This window comes from Mycoplana azooxidifex (genome assembly GCF_014196765.1).
GTDB classification, from domain to species: domain Bacteria; phylum Pseudomonadota; class Alphaproteobacteria; order Rhizobiales; family Rhizobiaceae; genus Mycoplana; species Mycoplana azooxidifex.
This window is the reverse complement of record NZ_JACIEE010000003.1, coordinates 430,132-449,656: the sequence shown is the minus strand read 5'-3', so window position 1 is coordinate 449,656 and position 19,525 is coordinate 430,132. Positions and strand designations below refer to the sequence as shown.

The following is a 19,525-nucleotide window of genomic DNA, read 5'->3' as shown; positions in this document are numbered from 1 at the left end:
GGCCAGAGGGCGCATGAGCGAACTGGCTGAAGGCACGTCCCCGCACATCGTGGAACTGGAGAGGGGCTGGAAGCTGTGCCTCACCACGGCCGGCGCGTGCTCCGACCCCTCCATGATCGGGTCCGATATCGAAATGCTGGATGCGCCGGTGCCGGGGACGGTCGCGGGCGTGCTGGAACGCGCGGGACGCTTCGACCGCGACGATCCGATGCCGCTCGACGGATACGATGCGTGGTACCTGCTCGATCTCTCCGGCGAAAAGCCGGGTCCTGCCGTGCTCACCCTCGATGGCCTGGCGACGATCGCAGACGTCTACTGGAACGGCGAGCTCCGACTTTCCTCCCGCTCGATGTTCGTGGCTCACGAGATCGACGTGCATGTCACCGGCAGGGACCGTCTGGCGGTCTGTTTTCGCGCGCTCGCCCCCCATCTCGAGCGACGCGGCCCGCGCGCCCGCTGGCGCCCGCAGATGATCGTTCCGCAAGGCGTGCGGCTCACGCGCACCACCCTGCTCGGCCGGATGCCGGGATGGTGTCCTTCCGTGCATGCGGTCGGCCCTTACCGCCCCGTCCGCCTCGTGCGGCCGCAGCCGGGCAAGCCGCGGGACATCCGCATGGCGGCCACACTGGCGCCGGACGACACCGGGCATCTTGCCGTTTCGTTTCTGGCCGGCGATGGCACACGCACCGCCGTCCTGCGCTGCGCCGGTATCACGGTTCCCATGGAGCGCGGTGCCGACGGCCGATGGAACGGCGCCCTCTCCATCCTCGACGTCGCGGCCTGGTGGCCGCACACCCATGGCCGGCCGGTGCTGCATGCGGTCGAGGTCGAGCTGGACGGCGAGAGCCATGCGCTCGGCCGCACCGGATTCCGCCGGATTGAAATCGACACCGGCGTGGACGGCAGCGGTTTCGCCTTGCAGGTGAACGGTGTCCCGGTCTTCTGCCGTGGCGCAGTCTGGACGAATGCCGACATCGTCGACCTGCCGGGTACGCGAGGGGGCTACGAGCCGACTTTGCGGCTTGCGGCCGGGGCCGGCATGAACATGCTGCGCATCGGCGGCACCATGGCCTACGAGACCAAGGCCTTCTTCGACCTGTGCGACGAGCTCGGCATTCTCGTCTGGCAGGACGTCATGCTGGCGAACTTCGACTATCCGGCGGCCGACGAAGACTTCGTCGCCTTGCTGCGAACCGAGGTCGAACAGCTCCTGCAGCGCACGGCCGCCTCGCCCTCGCTGGCCGTCCTGTGCGGCGGCAGCGAGGTGTTCCAGCAGGCGGCGATGCTGGGCCTGCCGGCTGCCGCCTGGAGCGGGCCGCTGACGGATATGGTCCTGCCCGAGGCTGTACGGGCGCTGCGTCCCGACGTCCCGTTCGTCCCAAACTCGCCCTTCGGCGGCGCCATGCCGTTTTCCCCCAATGCCGGCGTCGCGCACTACTATGGCGTCGGCGCCTATTGCCGGCCGCTCGAGGACGCGCGCCGGGCCGGCGTGCGCTTCGCAGCCGAATCTCTGGCATTTGCCAACGTGCCGGAGCAGGCGACGCTCGAGGCGCATCTTCCCGTCCCCGCCGTGCACGACCCGCGCTGGAAGGCACGGGTCCCGCGCGACCGCGGCGCCTCCTGGGATTTCGAGGACGTGCGCGACCACTATCTCGGCCTGCTCTACGATTGCGATCCTGCACGCCTGCGTCGCGAGGACCCTCTCCGCTACCTCGATTTCTCCCGCGCCGTCAGCGGCGAGGTCATGGAGACGACCTATTCCGAATGGCGGCGGCCGCAATCGACCTCCAACGGCGCGCTCGTCTGGACGCTTCAGGACCTCATGCCCGGCGCGGGCTGGGGCGTCGTCGATGCCACCGGCCTGCCGAAGCCGGCCTGGCACGCGCTGCGCCGAGCCTTCCGCCCGCTCCAGGTGCTGCTGTCCGACGAGGGCACCAACGGCCTCGACGTGCACGTGATCAACGAGACGGATGGCGGACGCGAACTGACCGTCGAACTCACCTGCCTGCGCGACGGCCGCCAGCCCGTCGTCACCGGGCGGCGCGCCCTGACGCTTGCGGCCCGCGGTGCCGCCACCTTCGCCGCCACCGATCTCTTCGGCGCCTTCTTCGACACGACCTATGCCTTCCGCTTCGGCCCGCCCGCCCACGACGTGACCATCGTGACCTTGCGGGAAGGTGACAGTCCGGCGATCGTCGCTGAAGCCTTCCATTTCCCGCAAGGCCGTGCGCGCGCCCTTCATCCGGCAACGGCGACCGTCGCGCTGGAAGAGGCGGAGGGCGGCTGGCAGCTGCGGGTCGGGGCGGACCGGCTGCTGCAGTCGGCCCACATCGATTGCCCGGGCTTCCTGCCCTCGGACAACTGGTTCCATCTTTCCCCCGGCGGGGAGCGCGTCATCCGGCTGGTGCGGACGGGCGCCGTGGAACGCCCCGGCGGAGAACTGTCCGCGCTGAACCTGCCTGCTGCGGTTTCCTTCTGAGCCGGGAAGCATTCCTGGCGCTTCGCCCCGTCCGCCTAGCTGGCCGCTCAGTCGGCGGCGAGCGCCGCCTCGACGATTCGCCTTTGCACGAGAGCCTTGGCTGAGGGTGGCGACATGTTGTGGTCGGCATCCGGGACGATCTCGACCGTGACATTCGCAAATGCCGTCATGCCGGACCCATCGGCCCCGAAATAGGCGTGGTAGCGCTCCAGCCCCACGTCGGTGCCGCTGTAGATCAGCCGCACCGGTGTGCGCCGTTCCGCAAGCGCGCGGAAGGCGGAAAGCACGGCATGCCGCAGCCGGCCGTACTTCGACAGGCGCCCCAGCAGGCCCGGTGCCATCAAGGCGGCCCTACGGCCGAGCTGCTTGCCGATGTTGACCGCCGCACGCCCGAGATTGATCTGGCCGGAAGCCAGCCGACGCAACGTGTCCAGACTTAACGCCCGCTTGCGATAGTCGCCGAGCGAGCGTGGATTGTACCGCAGTGCCTCATCGACGCCTTCATCCCGGTCCCAGACGAAGGTGAAGGGGTTGATGGCGACGACACCGCTGCAGCGTGGCTCGTCGATGGCGCTCTGGAAGGCGAGGTAGGCACCGCTGCATCGCCCGGCAAGGACAGCCGGTGAAAGCTGCCGCTCGGCCATCAGGTCGAAGGCGGAGCGCACGTCGTCCCTCTGCCCTTCGGAAAAGAGGACCTGTCCCGCCGCGCCGTCCACCGGCGGGCTGTCGCCGACATTGGCGGCGTCGAACCGGAGGGACGCAATGCCCTGCAGCGCAAGGCACCGTGCCGTATCGACGGTCGAGCGCGCCCATCCGGCGTGCCGGTCGTAGGCGGTGCCGAGCAGGATGACGGATGCGCCGCGCCGCGCGCCGGCCGGCATGCAGACGACGCCGGACAGCCGGCTGTTCGGCCCGAACCGCAGCGGCTCCTCGAAAAAGTCGTCACCCTTCAGAACTGCCGGGAACGGCGACGACTGCGGCCCGCTCGCAGGTCCGGCCGCGGCCGCCAGCGCTCCGACCCATTCGGTGACCCGGCTTGCGACTGCCTCGGGCTGGGTCGCGATGGTGGGGTTGGAGACGAGTTCGTCGTAGCCGAGATAGGGTTGACGGCTGATGATGGCTCCCAGCTCTTCCAGCCGCGCGGCGAGGGCTGCCTCGTTGTCCCGGGCAGGCCTGTGGACCATCAGGATCGACCCGGCCGGAGCGGCATCCGTGGCCTGCAGATTGATCTTGCGCACAGCGGCTGCCACGTCCTCCGGCATGACGAGGCCTGCTATCGACGTCTTCCCGGTGAGACGCTGTTCCTCGGCAAGCCCGAGGCCGTCGTCCACCATCTTCGACCAGGCGGAAAGTTCGCGCAGATAGGAGCGCCCGCTGACCACCGGTGCCATCAGCACCATTCCCTCGACCGCCCCGAGCTGCCGCCCAAAAAGGATCGAAAACGTCGCTCCCAGCCCGTGACCCACCAGGATCAGCCGTGTCGTGCCGGAAAGGCGGCGCAGTTCGGTCGCTGCGGCCTCGGTCGCTTTTTCCCATACCGGAAGGCCGCCGGAAAATTCCATATGGTCGAGCGAGTCGCCCGTGCCGGGATAATCGAAGCGCAGGCTCGCAACCCCGAGGCCCGCGAACCGTTCGGCCAGGTCCCGCCAGAGCTTGCGCGTGCACATCTCCTCGAAGCCCCATGGGCTGAGGAAGAGCACGGCGCAGTCGGACGGCGTCGTGCCCGTCATCGACGGCGTGAAGAGGCCCACGGTCCTCTCAATGCAAACGGGCAGCGCCGCCGATCCCGGCGTCCAGGGGGCGCCTCTGCCGGCGGCGGCGTCAACCGGAAGATCGTTTGTCCGTAGCATGGTCGTCACTCCGCAGGCACCCGGGCATCGGCCGCGGAAAAGGGCGCAATCAGCGACAGGGCACGCTGTAGCGTCGGGCCATAGCGACGGGGAAGGCGGGAAAGCAGCGCATCGATGGTCCGTGCATCGACCTCCGGCACCGCCTGGGTCAGGCGCAGGCAGAGGGCGTAGGTCAGCGCCCCGGCGAGGATCGCCGCTGCAAGCCCGGCGACGCCCGGCATCGTGCCTGCGATTGCGAATGCTGCGAGCCCGCAGGCTGCGGCCGAACCGGCGACCTTGGCAACCGTGATTGCGAGCGACGCCGTCATGTCGACACCGCGCATGCTGGCGAGAAGGATGCAGCCGATCGTCAGAAAGACGCAGCCGCGCACGATCGCAGCACCCGGTCCGCCGAAGAAGGGAACGGCCGCGAGGCATCCGGCGACCATCAGCACGGCGCCGATCCCGGTCGTCAGGAGCCGGATGCCGACGCGGTCCATCGAGTAGAGATACTGCGTGGTCAGTTGCATGAAGACGAAGGCCGGCGAGCCGACCGCGAGGATCGCCACGATCACGCCGCTGGGCGCGAAGCTCTCGCCGTAGATCGCAACGACGAGCGGCTGGGAAATGGCGGCCAGGCCGAAACAGAGCGGGAAGGTGATATAGGCGAAGCTGCGCATGACGGCGGCGAACAGGCCCGGCGGGAGCATGCCCTCGGCGCTCTCCCGATGCTCGACGTAGAACGGCATCAGGCTGCCGGTCAGTTGCACGGGAAGCTGCAGCGCCAGATTGGCAAGCGACAGCGCGACGGCATAGAAGCCCACTTCCTCGATGCTTCGAAACTGCTGCAGGAAGAACAGCTCCGCCCGGTTCAGGAAGACGGCGCTCAGCACGAACTCGATAAACAGCACCGCCGACGATGTCGCGAGCGTCCTGGCGCTGTAGCCGCCGTTGCTGCGCGGCGTGACGAGGATGCCGAACGCAAAGGCGAACGGGGCCAGCTGTCCGGCAATGTAGCCGACAAGCGCGCCTTCCACGCCGAACCCGATCGCTCCGCCAATGACGAGCGCCAGTTGCAGCAGGGAAGAGATCACCGTGATGCGGAAGAACGCGCCCAGTCGCTGTTCGCCCACCAGGTAGTTCTTCGACAGAGCGCCGATCGACTGGACGCACAGGAGCAGCCCGGTCAGGACGACGATGCCCTGGGGCGTGCCGATCACCCCTTCGTGCTCCGCCTCCCAGGAGGCCGAGCCGTAGAGGATGACGAGAAGAACGGTCGAGACGAGCACCGGGAGCGCCAGGTAGGCGGCAAAGCCGCGCCGCTCGCGCACGCCGAGCCCCCGCGCCCTCAACTGGGGAAGGCAGCGCATCAGGATGACGCCGGTGCCGAGTTCGGCCACCAGGGCGCCGGTCGCAGCCACCCAGAGCGCAAAGGCTATGGTCCCGTTCGCTTCGGGGCCGAGCAGGCGGGCAATCGCGATGGAAGAGACGAATCCGGTCACGAGCAGCAGCATCCCCGCTGCCGCGTTCATGATCGAATTCGACATGATGCTGCTCTTCATCGTCCCATCCGCTGGCCGGCGGCCGTGATCCGTCACAGCCGCAACGAACAGTCACGACCCCAGGGTGCAGACCCTAGCTTTCAACTCTTAAGATATCCTGCCGGAACCCGGCCTCAGGCCGTCCCGGCCGCCTGTCGCCAGCCGTCCCAGCGGCCGATCAGGATCTGCTGCGATCGTCGCGCCATCGCCGGACGACCGGTCAGGGCGTAAACGCTCATTCCCGCGAGCGGCCGCAGGAGGCGCGGCAGGAAGCCGGAGAGGCCGAAGCCGTGCTTGCGCATCACATAGCCGAGGCCGGCGCTGTAGCAGCGGATCTTTGCGATGTTCGCCGGAACGGTCTGGTCGGTCATGTCCTCGGGATGGTGCCCCGCGAGCATCGGATCGTATCGGCCCGCCAGGCCGCGCTCCAGGAGCGTCAGCACGAAGTCCTGCACCTCGTAGGCGCCCCATGGCGTACCCGAGCCCGGCCCGATTCTCTCGTCGAATCCACCGGCGGCCGTGAAGTCGCCCTTTCGCACCGTCAGCATCCATTCGATCAGCGTCGTCCAGACGTTGTCGCGCCGGATCCGCACCGGTCGGGTCTCGAACGTGCCCATGATCGTCTGTCCCGCCGCATTGGTGGCGCGGCCGCAATGGAAATCGGCGGGCGCGGTCTCCATGACGCGCCGGTAGCGCTCCAGCAGGTTTTCCGGATACCAGCAGTCGTCGTCCGGAAACATCAGCCATTCGCCGCGCGCCATGGAGGCGCCGAGGTTGCGGGCACGGCAGACGCCCTTCTTCGGCGTCCTGACGTGGACGATCTCGAGGCTCTGGGCATGCTGCGCGATCGGGCCCAGGACGCGGTCGTCGCCGTTCTGGTCGACGATGATGACCTCGAAGTCCGAAACCGTCTGTGCTGCGAGCGAGCACAGCAGCCGCGCCAGTTCGTCCGAGCGGCCGAGCGTGGCGACCACAAGCGAGAGGCGGAATGATCGTTCGTTTGGCGACATGACAATCCTGGGGGTGAACCGGCCCCAACAGGCGGCGGATACGGCCGCGACATTGTCCCGATGAGGCGTTAAGGCCCGGTGAACGCAAGCGGCGCATTTTCAAGAATGGGTTGCGGGCGACGGTGCGGGCCTTGCCTTGGCGCCCGCTTCGGCATAGCTCTCTGGCGAAAGATCCGGATACCGATGCCTCACAAGGTCACCCTTTTCAGTCTGAAGCTGCACGATTTTCGCAACTATGCGTCGATCGCGCTCGGGCTCGATGATCGCCATGTCGTGCTGACCGGTGCGAACGGTGCCGGCAAGACGAACCTGATGGAAGCGGTCTCCTTCCTGACCCCCGGCCGCGGCCTCAGGCGCGCCGCCTATGCCGACGTCGCGCGCGAAGGCGCGCCAGGAGGCTTCAGCGTCTTCGCCGCGATCGACGGCATGCAGGGCGAGGTCGAGGTCGGCACGGGCACCGAGGCGGGCGAGGAGGGCCAGTCACGCCGCCTCAGGCTGAACGGAACCGCAGCCCGGTCGGTCGACGAGCTTCTGGACCATCTGCGCGTCGTCTGGCTAACGCCGTCGATGGACGGGCTTTTCAGCGGGGCATCCTCGGACCGTCGCCGCTTCCTCGATCGCCTCGTCCTTTCGCTCGACCCCGAACACGGTCGCCGCGCTGCAGACTTCGAAAAAGCCATGCGCGGCCGCAACCGGCTGCTTTCGGAGCCGCGACCCGATGCGCGCTGGCTGGATGGGCTCGAGCTCCAGATGGCCGAGCTCGGCGTCGCCATGGCGCTGGCGCGGCGCGAGCTCGTGGGCCTTCTCGCCGACCTCGTCGAGGCGTCGCGCGACGAGGGGCCATTCCCCACCTCGGCGATGGCGCTCACCGGATTTCTCGACGACGCACTTGATCGACCCGCCTATGAGATCGAGGAGATCTACGCAGCCACCCTGCGCGACGGCCGTTTTCGCGACGCGGCCGCCGGCCGAACGCTGGATGGCCCCCATCGCGTCGATCTCATGATCCGGCACCGCGAGAAGGACATCGACGCGGCGCGCTGCTCGACCGGTGAGCAGAAAGCGCTGCTGGTCGGTATCGTCCTCGCTCATGCGGGGCTTGTCGCGGGCATGACGGGCCACGCGCCCATCCTGCTGTTGGACGAGATTTCCGCCCACCTCGATGAGGGCCGCAGGGCGGCGCTGTTCGATCGCGTCGATGCGCTCGGCGGCCAGGCCTTCATGACCGGCACCGATCGTGCCATGTTCGAAGCCCTCGGCGATCGCGCCCGCTTCCTGACAGTGGAAAACGGCACTATCGCAGGATAGGCAACTGGCGGAGATCGCGCGTGACGACCGAAGAACCCCTGGGACCCGATGAGATCGAGCGCTACCGGCGCCACATCGTGCTGGCCGAGATCGGCGGCGCGGGTCAGCAGAAGCTGAAGAACGCCGCCGCGCTGGTGATTGGCGCCGGTGGTCTCGGCGCGCCGGTCCTGCAATATCTCGCCGCCGCCGGCGTCGGGCATATCGGCATCGTCGACGATGACACCGTGTCGCTGTCGAACCTGCAGCGTCAGGTAATCCACGGGACCGACGACATTGGCCGCAGCAAGATCGGGAGCGCGGCTTCCGCGATCGCCGCAATCAATCCGCATGTCCGCGTGACGGGCTTCGACACGCGCTTCACCCTCGAAGCGGCCCCGGGCCTGCTGGCAGGCTTCGATCTCCTGATCGACGGCTCCGACAATTTCGAGACCCGCTATGCCGCAGCCGACGCGGCGGAAGCCGCACGCCTGCCGCTCGTGACCGGAGCGGTCGGCCGCTTCGACGGGTCGCTGACGGTGCTGAAGCCGTGGGAAACCGATGCGGAGGGGCGGCAGAACCCCGGCTATCGCGATCTCTTCCCGGCGGCGCCTCCCCCGGGCGTCGTCCCCTCCTGCGCCGAGGCCGGCATCGTAGGCGCCCTGACCGGCGTCGTCGGCACGCTGATGGCGATGGAGGCGATCAAGCTCGTCACCGGCGCCGGCGAACCGCTGGTCGGCCGGCTCATGCTCTATGACGGCCTGGCGGCGCGCTTCGAGGTGATGCGTTATCGGCGCCGAAACCGGTAGGCTTCAGTTCCGACCCGGCAGGACCCGGTCGGGCGGGCGGTGGCCGTCGAAGAAGGTACGGATGTTGATGACGACCTTCTCGCCCATGTCGATCCGTCCCTCCAGGGTTGCAGAGCCCATGTGCGGCAGCAGCACCACCTTGCCCTCGGTCGCAAGCTTGACGAGCTTCGGGTTGACCGCCGGCTCGTGCTCGAACACGTCGAGCCCCGCGCCTGCGATCTTGCCTTCGCGCAGGGACTTGATCAGCGCCGCCTCGTCGATGATGCCGCCGCGCGCGGTGTTGACGATGTAGCTGGAGGGCTGCATCAGCGCCAGCCGCCGGGCAGAGAGCAGATGGTAGGTCGCAGGCGTCGAGGGGCAGTTGACCGAGACGATGTCGACACGCGCCAGCATCTGGTCGAGGCTGTCCCAGTAGGTCGCCTCCAGCGCTTCTTCGGTTGCCAGGCTGACGCGGTGGCGGTTGTGGTAGTGGATGGAGAGCCCGAAGGCCTTGGCGCGGCGGGCCACTGCGGTGCCGATCCGGCCCATGCCGACGATGCCGAGCCGCTTGCCCCAGATCCGGTGGCCGAGCATCCATGTGGGCGACCAGCCCGCCCACTCGCCCTTGCGGTCGGTCAGGAGATGGGCACCCTCGGCAAGCCGGCGCGGTACCGCCAGAATCAGCGCCATCGTCATGTCGGCCGTGTCTTCGGTCAAGACGTTCGGGGTGTTGGTGACGGTGATGCCGCGGCGGGCCGCGGCGTCGACGTCGATATGGTCGACACCGTTCGAAAAGCTGGCGATGAGCTTCAACTGCGGCCCGGCCTGCTCGATCAGTGCCGCGTCGATCCGGTCGGTCACGGTCGGCACCAGAACGTCATGCGTCTTGACCGCGGCGACGAGTTCCGGCTGCGTACGCGGGGTGTCCTCGATATTGAGTTCCGCGTCGAACAGTTCGCGCATGCGCGTTTCCACCACGTCCGGCAGGCGGCGTGTCAGATAGACCTTCGGTTTTTTCTTGTTCGTCATGGTCCGATCGGCGTCCTGTTGACGGGTCCTTAACCAAGATAGGCAAGACTTGCTTCATCAAGGGCATTTTCTACCAGACCCCGTCGCGAAGACAATCCGCTCTGAAAGCCGGACTTGCGAATTGCCAGGTTCGGCCGGGTCCGGTTGCCGGATGCCCGCATGTTTTTGAGTGGATCACGTCATGCATCGCTTACCCATCCGCGTTTGCACCATTGCACTTGCCGCCCTGACCGTGCTGGCCGCCCATGGCGTTCCCGCTGCCTTCGCCCAGGTCTCGAAGGGTCCGAGCGGTCTTCCCCTGCCGCGCTTCGTCAGCCTGAAGGCCAGGAGCGTCAATCTGCGTGTCGGCCCGAGTGTCGACTACGCGGTCGCCTGGCGCTACCTGAAATCCGGCGTGCCGGTCGAGATCATCCAGGAATACGACAACTGGCGGCGCGTCCGCGATGCCGACGGCACCGAAGGCTGGGTCAACCAGGCGCTTCTTTCCGGCGAGCGCACGGCGGTGACGGCGCCCTGGATGCGCGGCAAGGGCGCAGACATCTACGTCAACTTGCGCCGCGACCCGCAGTCCTCCAGCACGATCGTCGCCAAGCTCGAACCCGGCGTCGTCATCAAGGTCGGGGAATGCAACGGGGACTGGTGCCGCGCCGAAGTGGAAGGCACCGAGGGCTGGTTGGCCCAGGCCGAGATCTGGGGCGCCTATCCCGGGGAGGCTTTCAAGTAGGCGAAAGGCTCAGGCGAGCCCTGCCTCCACCGCCGCCTCGGCAAGCGAGGACATCGGGCGCGGCCCGATCTGCTCGATGACGATCCCTGCCGCGAGGCTGCCGAGCTTGCCGCAATCTTCCAGCGAGCGTCCCTGCGTGTAGCCATGGAGGAAGCCCGCCGCATAGAGGTCGCCGGCGCCGGTCGTGTCCACCACCCGCTCGATATGCGAGGCATGGACCTGGGTCCGCTCGCCCCCCTTCAGGATCACCGAGCCTTCCTCGCTCATGGTGACGACGGCGAGGCGGCAATCCCTGGCGATCATCTGAAGCGCCTGCTCGAAGTCTTCGGTCTCGTAGAGCGCCAGCGCCTCTGCCCTGTTGGCAAAGACGATGTCGACGGTGCCAGAGCGCATCAGCTCGAGGAACTCGTCACGGTATCTATGGACGCAGAAGCTGTCCGACAGCGTCATCGAAACCTCGCGGCCGTTCGCATGGGCGATGCGTGCGCAGGCGCGGATGGCCTCCTTCGCGCGCGGCGGATCCCAGAGATAGCCTTCGAAATAGGTGACCTTGGCAGCCGCCACCACGGCCTCCTCGACGTCTTCCGGGCCGAGTTCGACACAGGCGCCGAGATAGGTGTTCATCGACCGCTCGCCGTCGTCGGTGACGAAGATCATCGAGCGTGCGGTCGGCGGAAAGCCGTCGAGCGGCCTGGTCGCGAAATGAACGCCCTGGGCGTGAATGTCGTGGGTGAAGATCTCTCCCAGCTGGTCCCTGGCGACCTTGCCGAAATAGGCCGCGCGCCCGCCGAAGCTGGCGATCCCGGCGGCCGTGTTGCCGGCGCTCCCGCCGGAAGCCTCGACTGCCGGACCCATCCGCGAATAGAGCAGCTCCGCGCGCTCGGCATCGATGAGGTTCATCGCGCCCTTGATGATGGAATTGTCGGTGAGGAAGCGTTCTTCGCAGCGGGCGATGATGTCGACGATCGCGTTGCCGACCGTCAGCACGTCGAATTGGGTCATTCGGTGTAGGATCCGTCTTGTTGGGGTAAGAGCCGGTTACGGGTCATAGCCGATTTTCGACGGATTGTAAGGGGTGCCGCCCGATCGGGCCGGAGCGGGCGGCGCAAATCTCGTCAGTCCTTGGCGCGCTCGACGTAGGAGCCGTCTTCCGTGGCGATGACGACGCGGGTGCCGGCCTGGATGTGCGGCGGCACGAGCGTGCGCACGCCGTTGGAAAGCATGGCGGGCTTGTAGGAAGAGGAGGCCGTCTGGCCCTTCACGACCGGCTCGGTCTCGGTGATTTCGAGGACCACGTTGCGCGGCAGGTCGAGCGCGATCGCCACACCCTCGTGCGTCGACAGGATGACGGCCATGCCCTCCTGCAGATAAGCCTTGGCGTCGCCGACGTCGTCGGCCGACATGGTCAGCTGGTCGTAGCTTTCCGGGTTCATGAAGTGGAAGCCTTCGCCGTCTTCGTAGAGGAAGGTGTGCCCACGGTCTTCCACATGGGCGCGCTCGACCTGCTCGGTCGTGCGGTAGCGTTCCGAAACCTTCACGCCATCGGAGATACGGCGCATGTCGACCTGCGTGACCGGCGTGCCCTTGCCCGGATGGAAGTTCTGCGCCGTCAGAACCACGTAGAGTTTTCCGTCGACGTCGAGCACGTTGCCCTTGCGAACGGAAGAAGCGATGATCTTTGCCATAAGTCTTCCTTGTATCTGGAGCGGCCGCGTCGTACAGGACGCAGCAAGCGCCATCCCCGGGCCGCCGGAAAGCGGGATCGGGCCGCAACTACCTTAAATTCCGGCAAAAGGCCAGCGCGTCCGCCGGAATCTGATAGAAACTTGCCATGACCGCGAGCACGCCCGCACCGTCCCCATGGTGGACGCCAGACGTCCATGCCGACCGCCGCCCGTTCCTGATTGCGCGCAACCGCATCCAGGCCGCTCTGAGGGGTTATTTCGCAGAGCGCGATTTTGTCGAGGTCGACACTGCGACGTTGCAGGTCTCGCCCGGCAACGAGGCGCACCTGCATGCTTTCCGCACCGAGGCGATCGGGCATTCGGGAACAGCGACACCGCTCTACCTGCACACCTCGCCCGAGTTTGCCTGCAAGAAGCTGCTCGCCGCCGGCGAGGAAAGAATCGCCTGCTTCGCCCATGTCTATCGCAATCGCGAGCGAGGCCCCCTGCACCATCCCGAGTTCACCATGCTCGAATGGTACCGGGCGGCGGAAGGTTATGAGGAACTGATGCGCGATTGCGCCGCCATCCTGGCGCTCGCCACGCGAACGGCCGGGACGCAGCGTCTTTCCTGGCGCGGCCGCGACTGCGATCCCTTTGCCGAGCCCGAGCAGCTGACCGTCGCGGCCGCCTTCGAGCGCCATGCCGGCCTCGACCTGATGGCGACCATCGGCAGCGATGGCGCGACCGACCGCGAGGCCCTGGCGACGGCGGTGGGCCAAGCCGGCATGCGTGTGGCAGCCGACGATACCTGGGCCGACCTGTTCAGCCGCGTGCTGGTGGAGCGCGTGGAGCCCAATCTCGGGTTCGGCAGGGCGACGGTGCTTTGCGAATATCCCGTCTCCGAGGCGGCGCTGGCGCGCCCCGCGCCGCATGATCCCCGCGTGGCCGAACGTTTCGAGCTCTATGCCTGCGGCGTCGAGCTCGCCAATGCCTTCGGCGAGCTCACGGACGCGGCCGAGCAGCGCCGCCGGTTCGGACTGGAGATGGCTGAAAAGCAGCGGGTCTACGGCGAGACCTATCCGCTCGACGAGGATTTCCTCGCAGCGCTCAGCATCATGCCCGAAGCGAGCGGCATCGCGCTCGGCTTCGATCGCCTGGTGATGCTGGCGACGGGTGCCGCGCGCATCGACCAGGTCATCTGGGCACCGGTCGCGGAGACCGCGCCATGAGCATGCCGAGGACACTGCGTTCGGTGCCGGACCTCGTGGAGGCCGGGCTCCTGCCGCCCGAGGCCGTGCGCTCGGACATTGCCCGGGTCGGCGAGCGCTATGCGGTTGCGCTGACGCCGGCGGTCGCGGCGATGATCGACCGCGAAGATCCGCGCGATCCGATCGCGCTGCAGTTCGTCCCCGATGCAGCGGAACTCCTCGTTCGCGCCGAGGAGCGGATCGATCCGATTGGCGACCTCGCCCACAGCCCCGTGGAGGGCATCGTTCATCGCTACCCCGATCGGGTGCTGCTCAAGGCGGTGCATGTCTGCCCGGTCTATTGCCGCTTCTGTTTCCGCCGCGAGATGGTCGGGCCGTCCGGGCTGGGGACGCTCACCCCCGAACAGCTCGATGCGGCCATCGCCTATATCGCCGCGCGGCCGGACATCTGGGAGGTGATCCTCACCGGCGGCGATCCGTTGGTCCTGTCCGCCCGCCGCCTGCGCGACATCATGGAGCGGCTGGCGGCCATCGGCCACGTCAAGGTCGTCCGCTTCCACACCCGCGTCCCCGTGGTCGAGCCCGACCACATCGATTCCGAACTCGTCGGTGCCCTGAAGGCGTCGGGCAAGACGACCTATGTCGCGCTGCACGCCAACCATCCGCGCGAGCTGACGCCGCAGGCGCGCGCGGCCTGCGCACGGTTGGTCGATGCCGGGATCGCGATGATCAGCCAGACGGTGCTCCTGAAGGGCGTCAACGATGACGCCGATGTGCTGGCCGCGTTGATGCGTGCCTTCGTCGAGAACCGTATCCGGCCCTACTATCTGCACCATCCGGATCTTGCGCCCGGCACCAGCCATTTCCGCCTCGGCCTCGCCGAGGGAAAGGCGCTGGTGGCGCAGTTGCGCGGCCGCATTTCCGGTCTCTGCCAGCCGACCTATATCCTCGACATACCGGGAGGCCACGGAAAGGTCTCCGTGCTTTCGGACGCCGTCCGCGAGAGCGACGACGGTTGCTTCCGCATCCGCGATTTCCGCGGCGGCGAGCATCTCTATCCGTCTGGCTCCGACGCGCCGGCGACGGGCTCGCCCTGACATCAAGGAACCCCGAAGGCCGATCCGGCCCCGGGGGCCGGTCCCGCCGAAGATGGTTCTCACCGCCGGTGGGCGCAGGCGATCAGAATTCTTCCCAGTCCCCGTCCTTGGCTTCCGCCTGCCTTGCGCCGAGCGCTCCCGCCAGCTTCTGGTTCAGCAGATGTGCCGGCGAGGCGACGGCCCGCGATGCCTTGCTCGCAGCCTTCACGTTCCACTGACCGGGCGATTTGCGCGGCGGCTGGGAGAGTATGTCCGCTGCGGGCGCGCGCGGCTTGCTGGCCGAGGCGTTTGCGGCCTCGGTTCCCGGCACCACATGCAACTGCGACCCGCGTGCCGCCTGACTGAGCGACGTTCCGACGTTGAAGCGGCCGATCAGCGCGTTGAGCGCCTGCACGTCGCTTGCCAGTCCATGGCTTGCCGCCGTCGTCTCCTCGACCATGGCGGCGTTCTGCTGCGTGCCCTGGTCCATGTTTCCGACGGCCGTATTGATTTCCGAAAGGCCGAGCGCCTGTTCGCGGGCCGCCTGGACGATCGCCTGGACATGTCCGTTGATTTCCTCGACCTCCACGACGATCGTCTCCAGCGCCTTGCCCGTGTCGCCGACGAGCGCCACGCCGTTCTGAACCTGTTTGCTGGAGGTGGTGATCAGCGCCTTGATCTCGTGCGCGGCCTTGGCCGAGCGCTGCGCCAGTTCGCGCACTTCCTGCGCCACCACGGCGAAACCCTTGCCCGCGTCGCCCGCGCGCGCAGCCTCGACGCCGGCATTCAAGGCCAGAAGGTTGGTCTGGAAGGCGATTTCGTCGATGACGCCGATGATGTTGCCGATCTCCCTGGAGGACTGTTCGATCTGCTGCATGGCGGAAATGGCGCGGCGCACCACCGCGCCCGATTTTTCCGCGCCGGCCCGGGTGCGCCCGACGAGTTCGCCGGCCTCCTCGGCGCGGCGGGTGGAATCGCGCACGGTCGTCGTGATCTGGTCCAGCGCTGCAGCCGTTTCCTCCACGGAGGCTGCCTGCTGTTCGGTACGGCGGGCAAGCGCGTCGGCGGCGCCGCGGATCTCGCGCGCACCCGAATCGATTGCCCGTGCATTGTCGCCGACCTCGCAGAGCGCTTCCTGCAGGCGCGACACCGACGTATTGAAATCCTGCCGCAGCCGGTCGAGCTCGCCGTCGAACGGCGTGTCGATGGCGCAGGTCATGTCGCCCTCGGCAAGCCGGCCGAGCGCTTCGCCGAGCGATACGACCGCGGCCTCCACCTTGCCGGTCTCGCGGTTGCGCTCCGCGTCGCGGGCCACGCGTTCGGCATCGGTGCTCGCGCGGTCGGAAGCGGCCTGGCGCTCCAGGCGCAGACGCTCGCCGGCATTGTCGCGGAAGATGGCGACGGCTGCAGCCATCTCGCCGATCTCGTCGCGGCGCTCCGCGTGCGGGATCTCCTGGTGGATGTCTCCATCGGCCACCTTCTTCATGGCAGCGGCGATGCCGTCCAGGGGGCGCACGACGCGCCGGTGGACGATGAAGATCGCCGCGATGGCGAGGCCGACCGACAGCACGAGCGAGGCGATCGTCAGCTGATAGGCGGAATCCTGCTCGGCCTGCGCGGCGTCGATGGCCTGCGTCGTCAGCGACTGGTTGGTGGCGACGAGGCTCTTCAGGCCGGCATCGATCGTGTCGGCCTGCTGCTTCATCGGACCGTGGAAGATCTCCAGCGCCGGCCCCTTGGCGGCAATGGCGGAAAACTGCTTCAGCTTCTCCGATTCGGCCAGATAGGCCGACAGGCTGTCCTTGATGCCGGCGACAGTGCCCGCCGCAGCCGGATCGCCCGACACGGCGTTCGCATAGGCGTCGATCCGCTGGTTCAGCACCGCGGCATCGTCGGCGATCCTCTTTTCGATCGCCGTCAGTTCGTCCGGGTCCATCGAGAGGAGGTGTTCGGAAAAGGTGCCGTTCAGGACGGAGAAGTCGTTGCTGATCTGCAGGATCTCGCTCATCTGGGGCATGCGCTCCTGCCCGATACGCTCGAACTGGCCGGTGATCGTCGACAGCGACCTGAAGGCGACCGCACCCTGTAGCCCGCCGAGCAGCACCATCAGGACGAAGAGGGCGGGAAGGAGCCTGCTGATCTTGATGCTGCGCATTGTTTAAACACCTGAACTGGATTTCGACCGCGACTGACGTTGGGTGAACTCTAGTTCCGGCCGTTTAACGCAGGCTTAAATTGCGCCGTCAAAAGCCACGGCTTGCGGGCCGGTTTTCCACACCCTACATCGAGCGCAACGAAAGGGAGTATCGGCATGGTCCTCGACGCGGCGCGCCTGGCGCTCGGCAATCTGTTTGCGCCGGAAACACGGCGCGTGTTCTGGAAAGTGCTGGGCCTGACGATCCTGGTCCTGATTGTGCTCTGGTTCGCGTTACGCGAGAGTTTCATCGCCTTTGCCTGGCCATGGGTCTCCGGCTACATGCCCGGGCTCCCCGATTGGACGGGCTGGCTCACCGTGATCTTCGGCATCATGGCGAGCATCGGTCTTGCGCTGTCGCTGGCGCTGCTTCTGGCGCCGGTCACGGCGGTCATCGCCGGCTTCTTCCTGGACGACGTGGCCGAGGTCGTCGAGGCGCGCGATTATCCGGGCGATCCGCCGGGCAGGGCGCTGCCGCTGTGGCCGGCGATTGCGGGCTCGCTCAAGTTCCTCGGCGTCGTGCTGCTCGGCAACCTCATCGCCCTTTTTCTGCTGTTCATTCCCGGCGTCAACCTGATCGCCTTCTTCCTGGTCAACGGCTACCTGCTCGGCCGCGAGTTCTTCGAGTTCGCCGCCATGCGCTTCCGGTCGCCGGAGGAGGCGCGGCTGTTCCGTGCCAAGCACGCCTCCACCGTCTTCCTGGCCGGTCTCCTCGTCGCCGCGTTCCTCGCCGTGCCGGTCGTCAACCTCCTGACGCCGCTTTTCGCGGCGGGCATGATGGTCCACCTGCACAAGCTGCTGTCCCGCGCCGACCCCGGCTTTCGCGGCTGACGCTCAGGACGGCAGCGCGGAGGCGTCGTATTGCGCGGCGAATTCGGCGCTCGGCGGGATCGGCTTGATGACGTCGATCAGCACGCCGTTGGGATCGGCGGTGATGAAGTGCCGCTGGCCGAAATCCTCGTCGCACAGGGCCTTGAGGATCGGCAGGCCCGCCGCGCGACAGGCCGCGTGCACCGCATCGGGATCCTCGACCTCGAAGTTCAGGAGCAGGCCCGACACCTTGCCGCGACCGGCCTCCGGTATCGTCTCATGCTGCCCGTCGAGGATGGCCAGCGTCACATGCTCGTCCTCTGCCGACTGCAGGTGGATGTACCAGTCGCTGGTGAAGAGCGGCTGGAAGCGGAAATGTTCGCAATAGAAGGCGGCGGTGCCTGCGACGTCGTCGGTCATGATGACCGGATAGTAGCTCGTGCATTTCATGGCTTTTCTTCCTTTCGACGATAACATACAATCTGCATGTTTCTATGTATCATACGTACAGAATGTATGTAAAGAGGACGAAATGGCCCGCAGCAACAAGGACCGAACGGAGGCCACGCGCACGGCACTTCTCGACGCAGCGCGAGCGCTCTTCGTCGACAGGGGCTACGCCGACACGGCCACCCCCGATATCGTCTCTGCCGCCGGCGTCACGCGCGGCGCGCTCTATCACCATTTCGAGGACAAGAAGGCGCTGTTCCTCGCCGTTGTCGAACGGGAGGCGAGGACCGTGGCAGCGGAGATCGAGGCGCGGGCCGCCCCGGAGACGGCCGCCCGCAAGGCGCTGGTCGTCGGGGCGAGAGGTTATTTCGACGCGATGTCGCAAAAGGGCAGGACGCGGCTGCTGCTTCTCGATGCGCCCGCCGTCCTCGGTTCCGAAAGAGCGGCAGCCCTCGATCGCAACAACGCCGAAGCGTCGCTGCGCGCAGGCCTGTCGAACCTGCTTCCGGCTACGGACGAGGCGGGCCGGTTGCTGGACCAGGTGACGGCGCTGTTGTCTTCGGCCTTCGACCGGGCGGCGATCGAGATCGCCGAAGGTGGCGACCGCGCCGCCTACGAGGCAGCCATCGTCCGCCTGATCGACGGTCTCTGCCCGCGGTAGAGGATCTCTACTGCGCGGCGGCGATTGTCTGCGGCGGCAGTTCCACCAGCGGTGCGGGGATGTCGCAGGTCTTCTCGGGCGACCTGCAGATGTCGGCGATCACGCAGCGCTCGCATTCCGGCTTGCGTGCCTTGCAGACGTAGCGCCCGTGCAGGATCAGCCAGTGATGGGCGTGGTAGAGATAGTCGTCCGGCACGATCCGCATCAGTTGCGCCTCGACCTCGTCCGGGGTTTTCCCCGGCGCCAGACAGATCCGGTTGGCGATGCGGAAAATGTGGGTGTCGACCGCCATCGTCGCCTGGCCGAATGCCATCGACAGCACCACGTTCGCAGTCTTGCGGCCGACGCCCGGAAGCGTCACCAGTTCCTCGCGGGTGCGCGGCACCTCGCCGCCGAACTCGTCGACGAGTTTCCGGCTCAACGCGATGACGTTCTTCGCCTTGTTGCGGAAGAGCCCGATCGTCTTGATGTAGTCGCGAACCCTGTCCTCGCCGAGCGCCAGCATTTTCTCCGGCGTATCGGCGATCGCAAACAGCGCGCGGGTCGCCTTGTTCACCCCGGCATCGGTCGCCTGCGCCGAGAGCGCGACGGCAACGACGAGGGTGAAGGGATTGACGTGCTCGAGCTCGCCTTTCGGCTCCGGCCGCTGGATGGAGAAGCGGCGGAAGATCTCGCGGATCTCGTCCGGCGAATAGGCGCATTTCGGCCTGGCGCTGCGGCGTCCCGGCGCCGGGACGGCACCGGTCTTCGATTTGGGTTTCGCGTTTTTCATCCT

At 67.2% G+C, this 19,525-nt stretch carries 17 protein-coding genes; 8 read left to right on the top strand and 9 right to left on the bottom strand.

Features of this window, described 5'->3' with window-relative positions; translation table 11 throughout:
• Positions 1-13: 13 nt before the first annotated feature.
• Positions 14-2,479 (top strand): glycoside hydrolase family 2 protein, encoded by a 2,466-nt coding sequence (locus GGQ64_RS08690; protein ID WP_183802185.1) that lies wholly within the window; start codon positions 14-16, stop codon positions 2,477-2,479.
• 47 nt (positions 2,480-2,526) lie between these two features.
• Here GGQ64_RS08690 and GGQ64_RS08685 read toward each other — a convergent pair whose 3' ends face one another.
• From GGQ64_RS08685 to GGQ64_RS08675, 3 genes are all read right to left on the bottom strand, one after another.
• A complete protein-coding gene (locus GGQ64_RS08685) occupies positions 2,527-4,230 on the bottom strand; it encodes a serine aminopeptidase domain-containing protein (RefSeq protein ID WP_183802183.1) in 1,704 nt (567 codons plus the stop codon).
• Between the two features lie 104 nt (positions 4,231-4,334).
• A complete protein-coding gene (locus GGQ64_RS08680; protein WP_183802180.1) occupies positions 4,335-5,870 on the bottom strand; it encodes a lipopolysaccharide biosynthesis protein in 1,536 nt (511 codons plus the stop codon).
• A 113-nt stretch (positions 5,871-5,983) separates the two neighbouring features.
• On the bottom strand, positions 5,984-6,859 hold the full coding sequence (locus GGQ64_RS08675) for a glycosyltransferase family 2 protein (protein WP_183802177.1): 876 nt from the start codon (positions 6,857-6,859) through the stop codon (positions 5,984-5,986).
• Between the two features lie 183 nt (positions 6,860-7,042).
• On the opposite strand from GGQ64_RS08675, the gene recF reads away from it, so the two are divergent.
• On the top strand, positions 7,043-8,167 hold the full coding sequence (gene recF, locus GGQ64_RS08670) for a DNA replication/repair protein RecF (RefSeq protein ID WP_183802174.1): 1,125 nt from the start codon (positions 7,043-7,045) through the stop codon (positions 8,165-8,167).
• 20 nt (positions 8,168-8,187) lie between these two features.
• Positions 8,188-8,952: a molybdopterin-synthase adenylyltransferase MoeB gene (gene moeB, locus GGQ64_RS08665; protein WP_343059443.1), complete on the top strand. Its 765-nt coding sequence runs from the start codon at positions 8,188-8,190 to the stop codon at positions 8,950-8,952.
• Positions 8,953-8,955: 3 nt separating this feature from the next.
• Here moeB and GGQ64_RS08660 read toward each other — a convergent pair whose 3' ends face one another.
• Positions 8,956-9,960, bottom strand: coding sequence for a 2-hydroxyacid dehydrogenase (locus tag GGQ64_RS08660; RefSeq protein WP_183802170.1), 1,005 nt, complete (start codon positions 9,958-9,960; stop codon positions 8,956-8,958).
• Positions 9,961-10,141: 181 nt separating this feature from the next.
• Here GGQ64_RS08660 and GGQ64_RS08655 point away from each other — a divergent pair, with 181 nt between their 5' ends.
• On the top strand, positions 10,142-10,684 hold the full coding sequence (locus GGQ64_RS08655; protein ID WP_183802167.1) for an SH3 domain-containing protein: 543 nt from the start codon (positions 10,142-10,144) through the stop codon (positions 10,682-10,684).
• 9 nt (positions 10,685-10,693) lie between these two features.
• Here the strand turns inward: GGQ64_RS08655 and GGQ64_RS08650 are convergent, their stop codons facing one another.
• Entirely contained in the window at positions 10,694-11,686 is a 993-nt protein-coding gene (locus GGQ64_RS08650; RefSeq protein ID WP_183802164.1) for an adenosine kinase, read from the bottom strand.
• 113 nt (positions 11,687-11,799) lie between these two features.
• Positions 11,800-12,369 carry an elongation factor P gene (gene efp / locus GGQ64_RS08645; RefSeq protein ID WP_183802161.1) on the bottom strand — a complete coding sequence of 190 codons (570 nt, stop codon included), beginning with the start codon at positions 12,367-12,369 and terminating at the stop codon, positions 11,800-11,802.
• 146 nt (positions 12,370-12,515) lie between these two features.
• On the opposite strand from efp, the gene epmA reads away from it, so the two are divergent.
• Both epmA and GGQ64_RS08635 read left to right on the top strand, forming a co-directional pair.
• Entirely contained in the window at positions 12,516-13,580 is a 1,065-nt protein-coding gene (gene epmA / locus GGQ64_RS08640) for an EF-P lysine aminoacylase EpmA (protein WP_183802158.1), read from the top strand.
• Positions 13,577-14,656, top strand: coding sequence for a lysine-2,3-aminomutase-like protein (locus GGQ64_RS08635; RefSeq protein ID WP_183802155.1), 1,080 nt, complete (start codon positions 13,577-13,579; stop codon positions 14,654-14,656). The genes epmA and GGQ64_RS08635 overlap by 4 nt, the downstream gene beginning before the upstream one ends.
• A gap of 82 nt (positions 14,657-14,738) precedes the next feature.
• On the opposite strand, the gene GGQ64_RS08630 is transcribed toward GGQ64_RS08635, so the two are convergent.
• On the bottom strand, positions 14,739-16,790 hold the full coding sequence (locus tag GGQ64_RS08630; protein WP_183802152.1) for a methyl-accepting chemotaxis protein: 2,052 nt from the start codon (positions 16,788-16,790) through the stop codon (positions 14,739-14,741).
• 156 nt (positions 16,791-16,946) lie between these two features.
• Here GGQ64_RS08630 and GGQ64_RS08625 point away from each other — a divergent pair, with 156 nt between their 5' ends.
• Entirely contained in the window at positions 16,947-17,660 is a 714-nt protein-coding gene (locus GGQ64_RS08625) for a sulfate transporter family protein (RefSeq protein WP_183802149.1), read from the top strand.
• A 3-nt stretch (positions 17,661-17,663) separates the two neighbouring features.
• Here GGQ64_RS08625 and GGQ64_RS08620 read toward each other — a convergent pair whose 3' ends face one another.
• Complete coding sequence (locus tag GGQ64_RS08620; protein ID WP_183802146.1) at positions 17,664-18,089, bottom strand: VOC family protein; 426 nt, start codon at positions 18,087-18,089, stop codon at positions 17,664-17,666.
• Between the two features lie 82 nt (positions 18,090-18,171).
• On the opposite strand from GGQ64_RS08620, the gene GGQ64_RS08615 reads away from it, so the two are divergent.
• Positions 18,172-18,750, top strand: a complete 579-nt coding sequence (locus GGQ64_RS08615) for a TetR family transcriptional regulator (RefSeq protein WP_183802143.1) — start codon at positions 18,172-18,174, stop codon at positions 18,748-18,750.
• A 7-nt stretch (positions 18,751-18,757) separates the two neighbouring features.
• Here GGQ64_RS08615 and nth read toward each other — a convergent pair whose 3' ends face one another.
• Positions 18,758-19,522 (bottom strand): endonuclease III, encoded by a 765-nt coding sequence (nth, locus tag GGQ64_RS08610; protein ID WP_183802140.1) that lies wholly within the window; start codon positions 19,520-19,522, stop codon positions 18,758-18,760.
• Between the last annotated feature and the right edge of the window lie 3 nt (positions 19,523-19,525).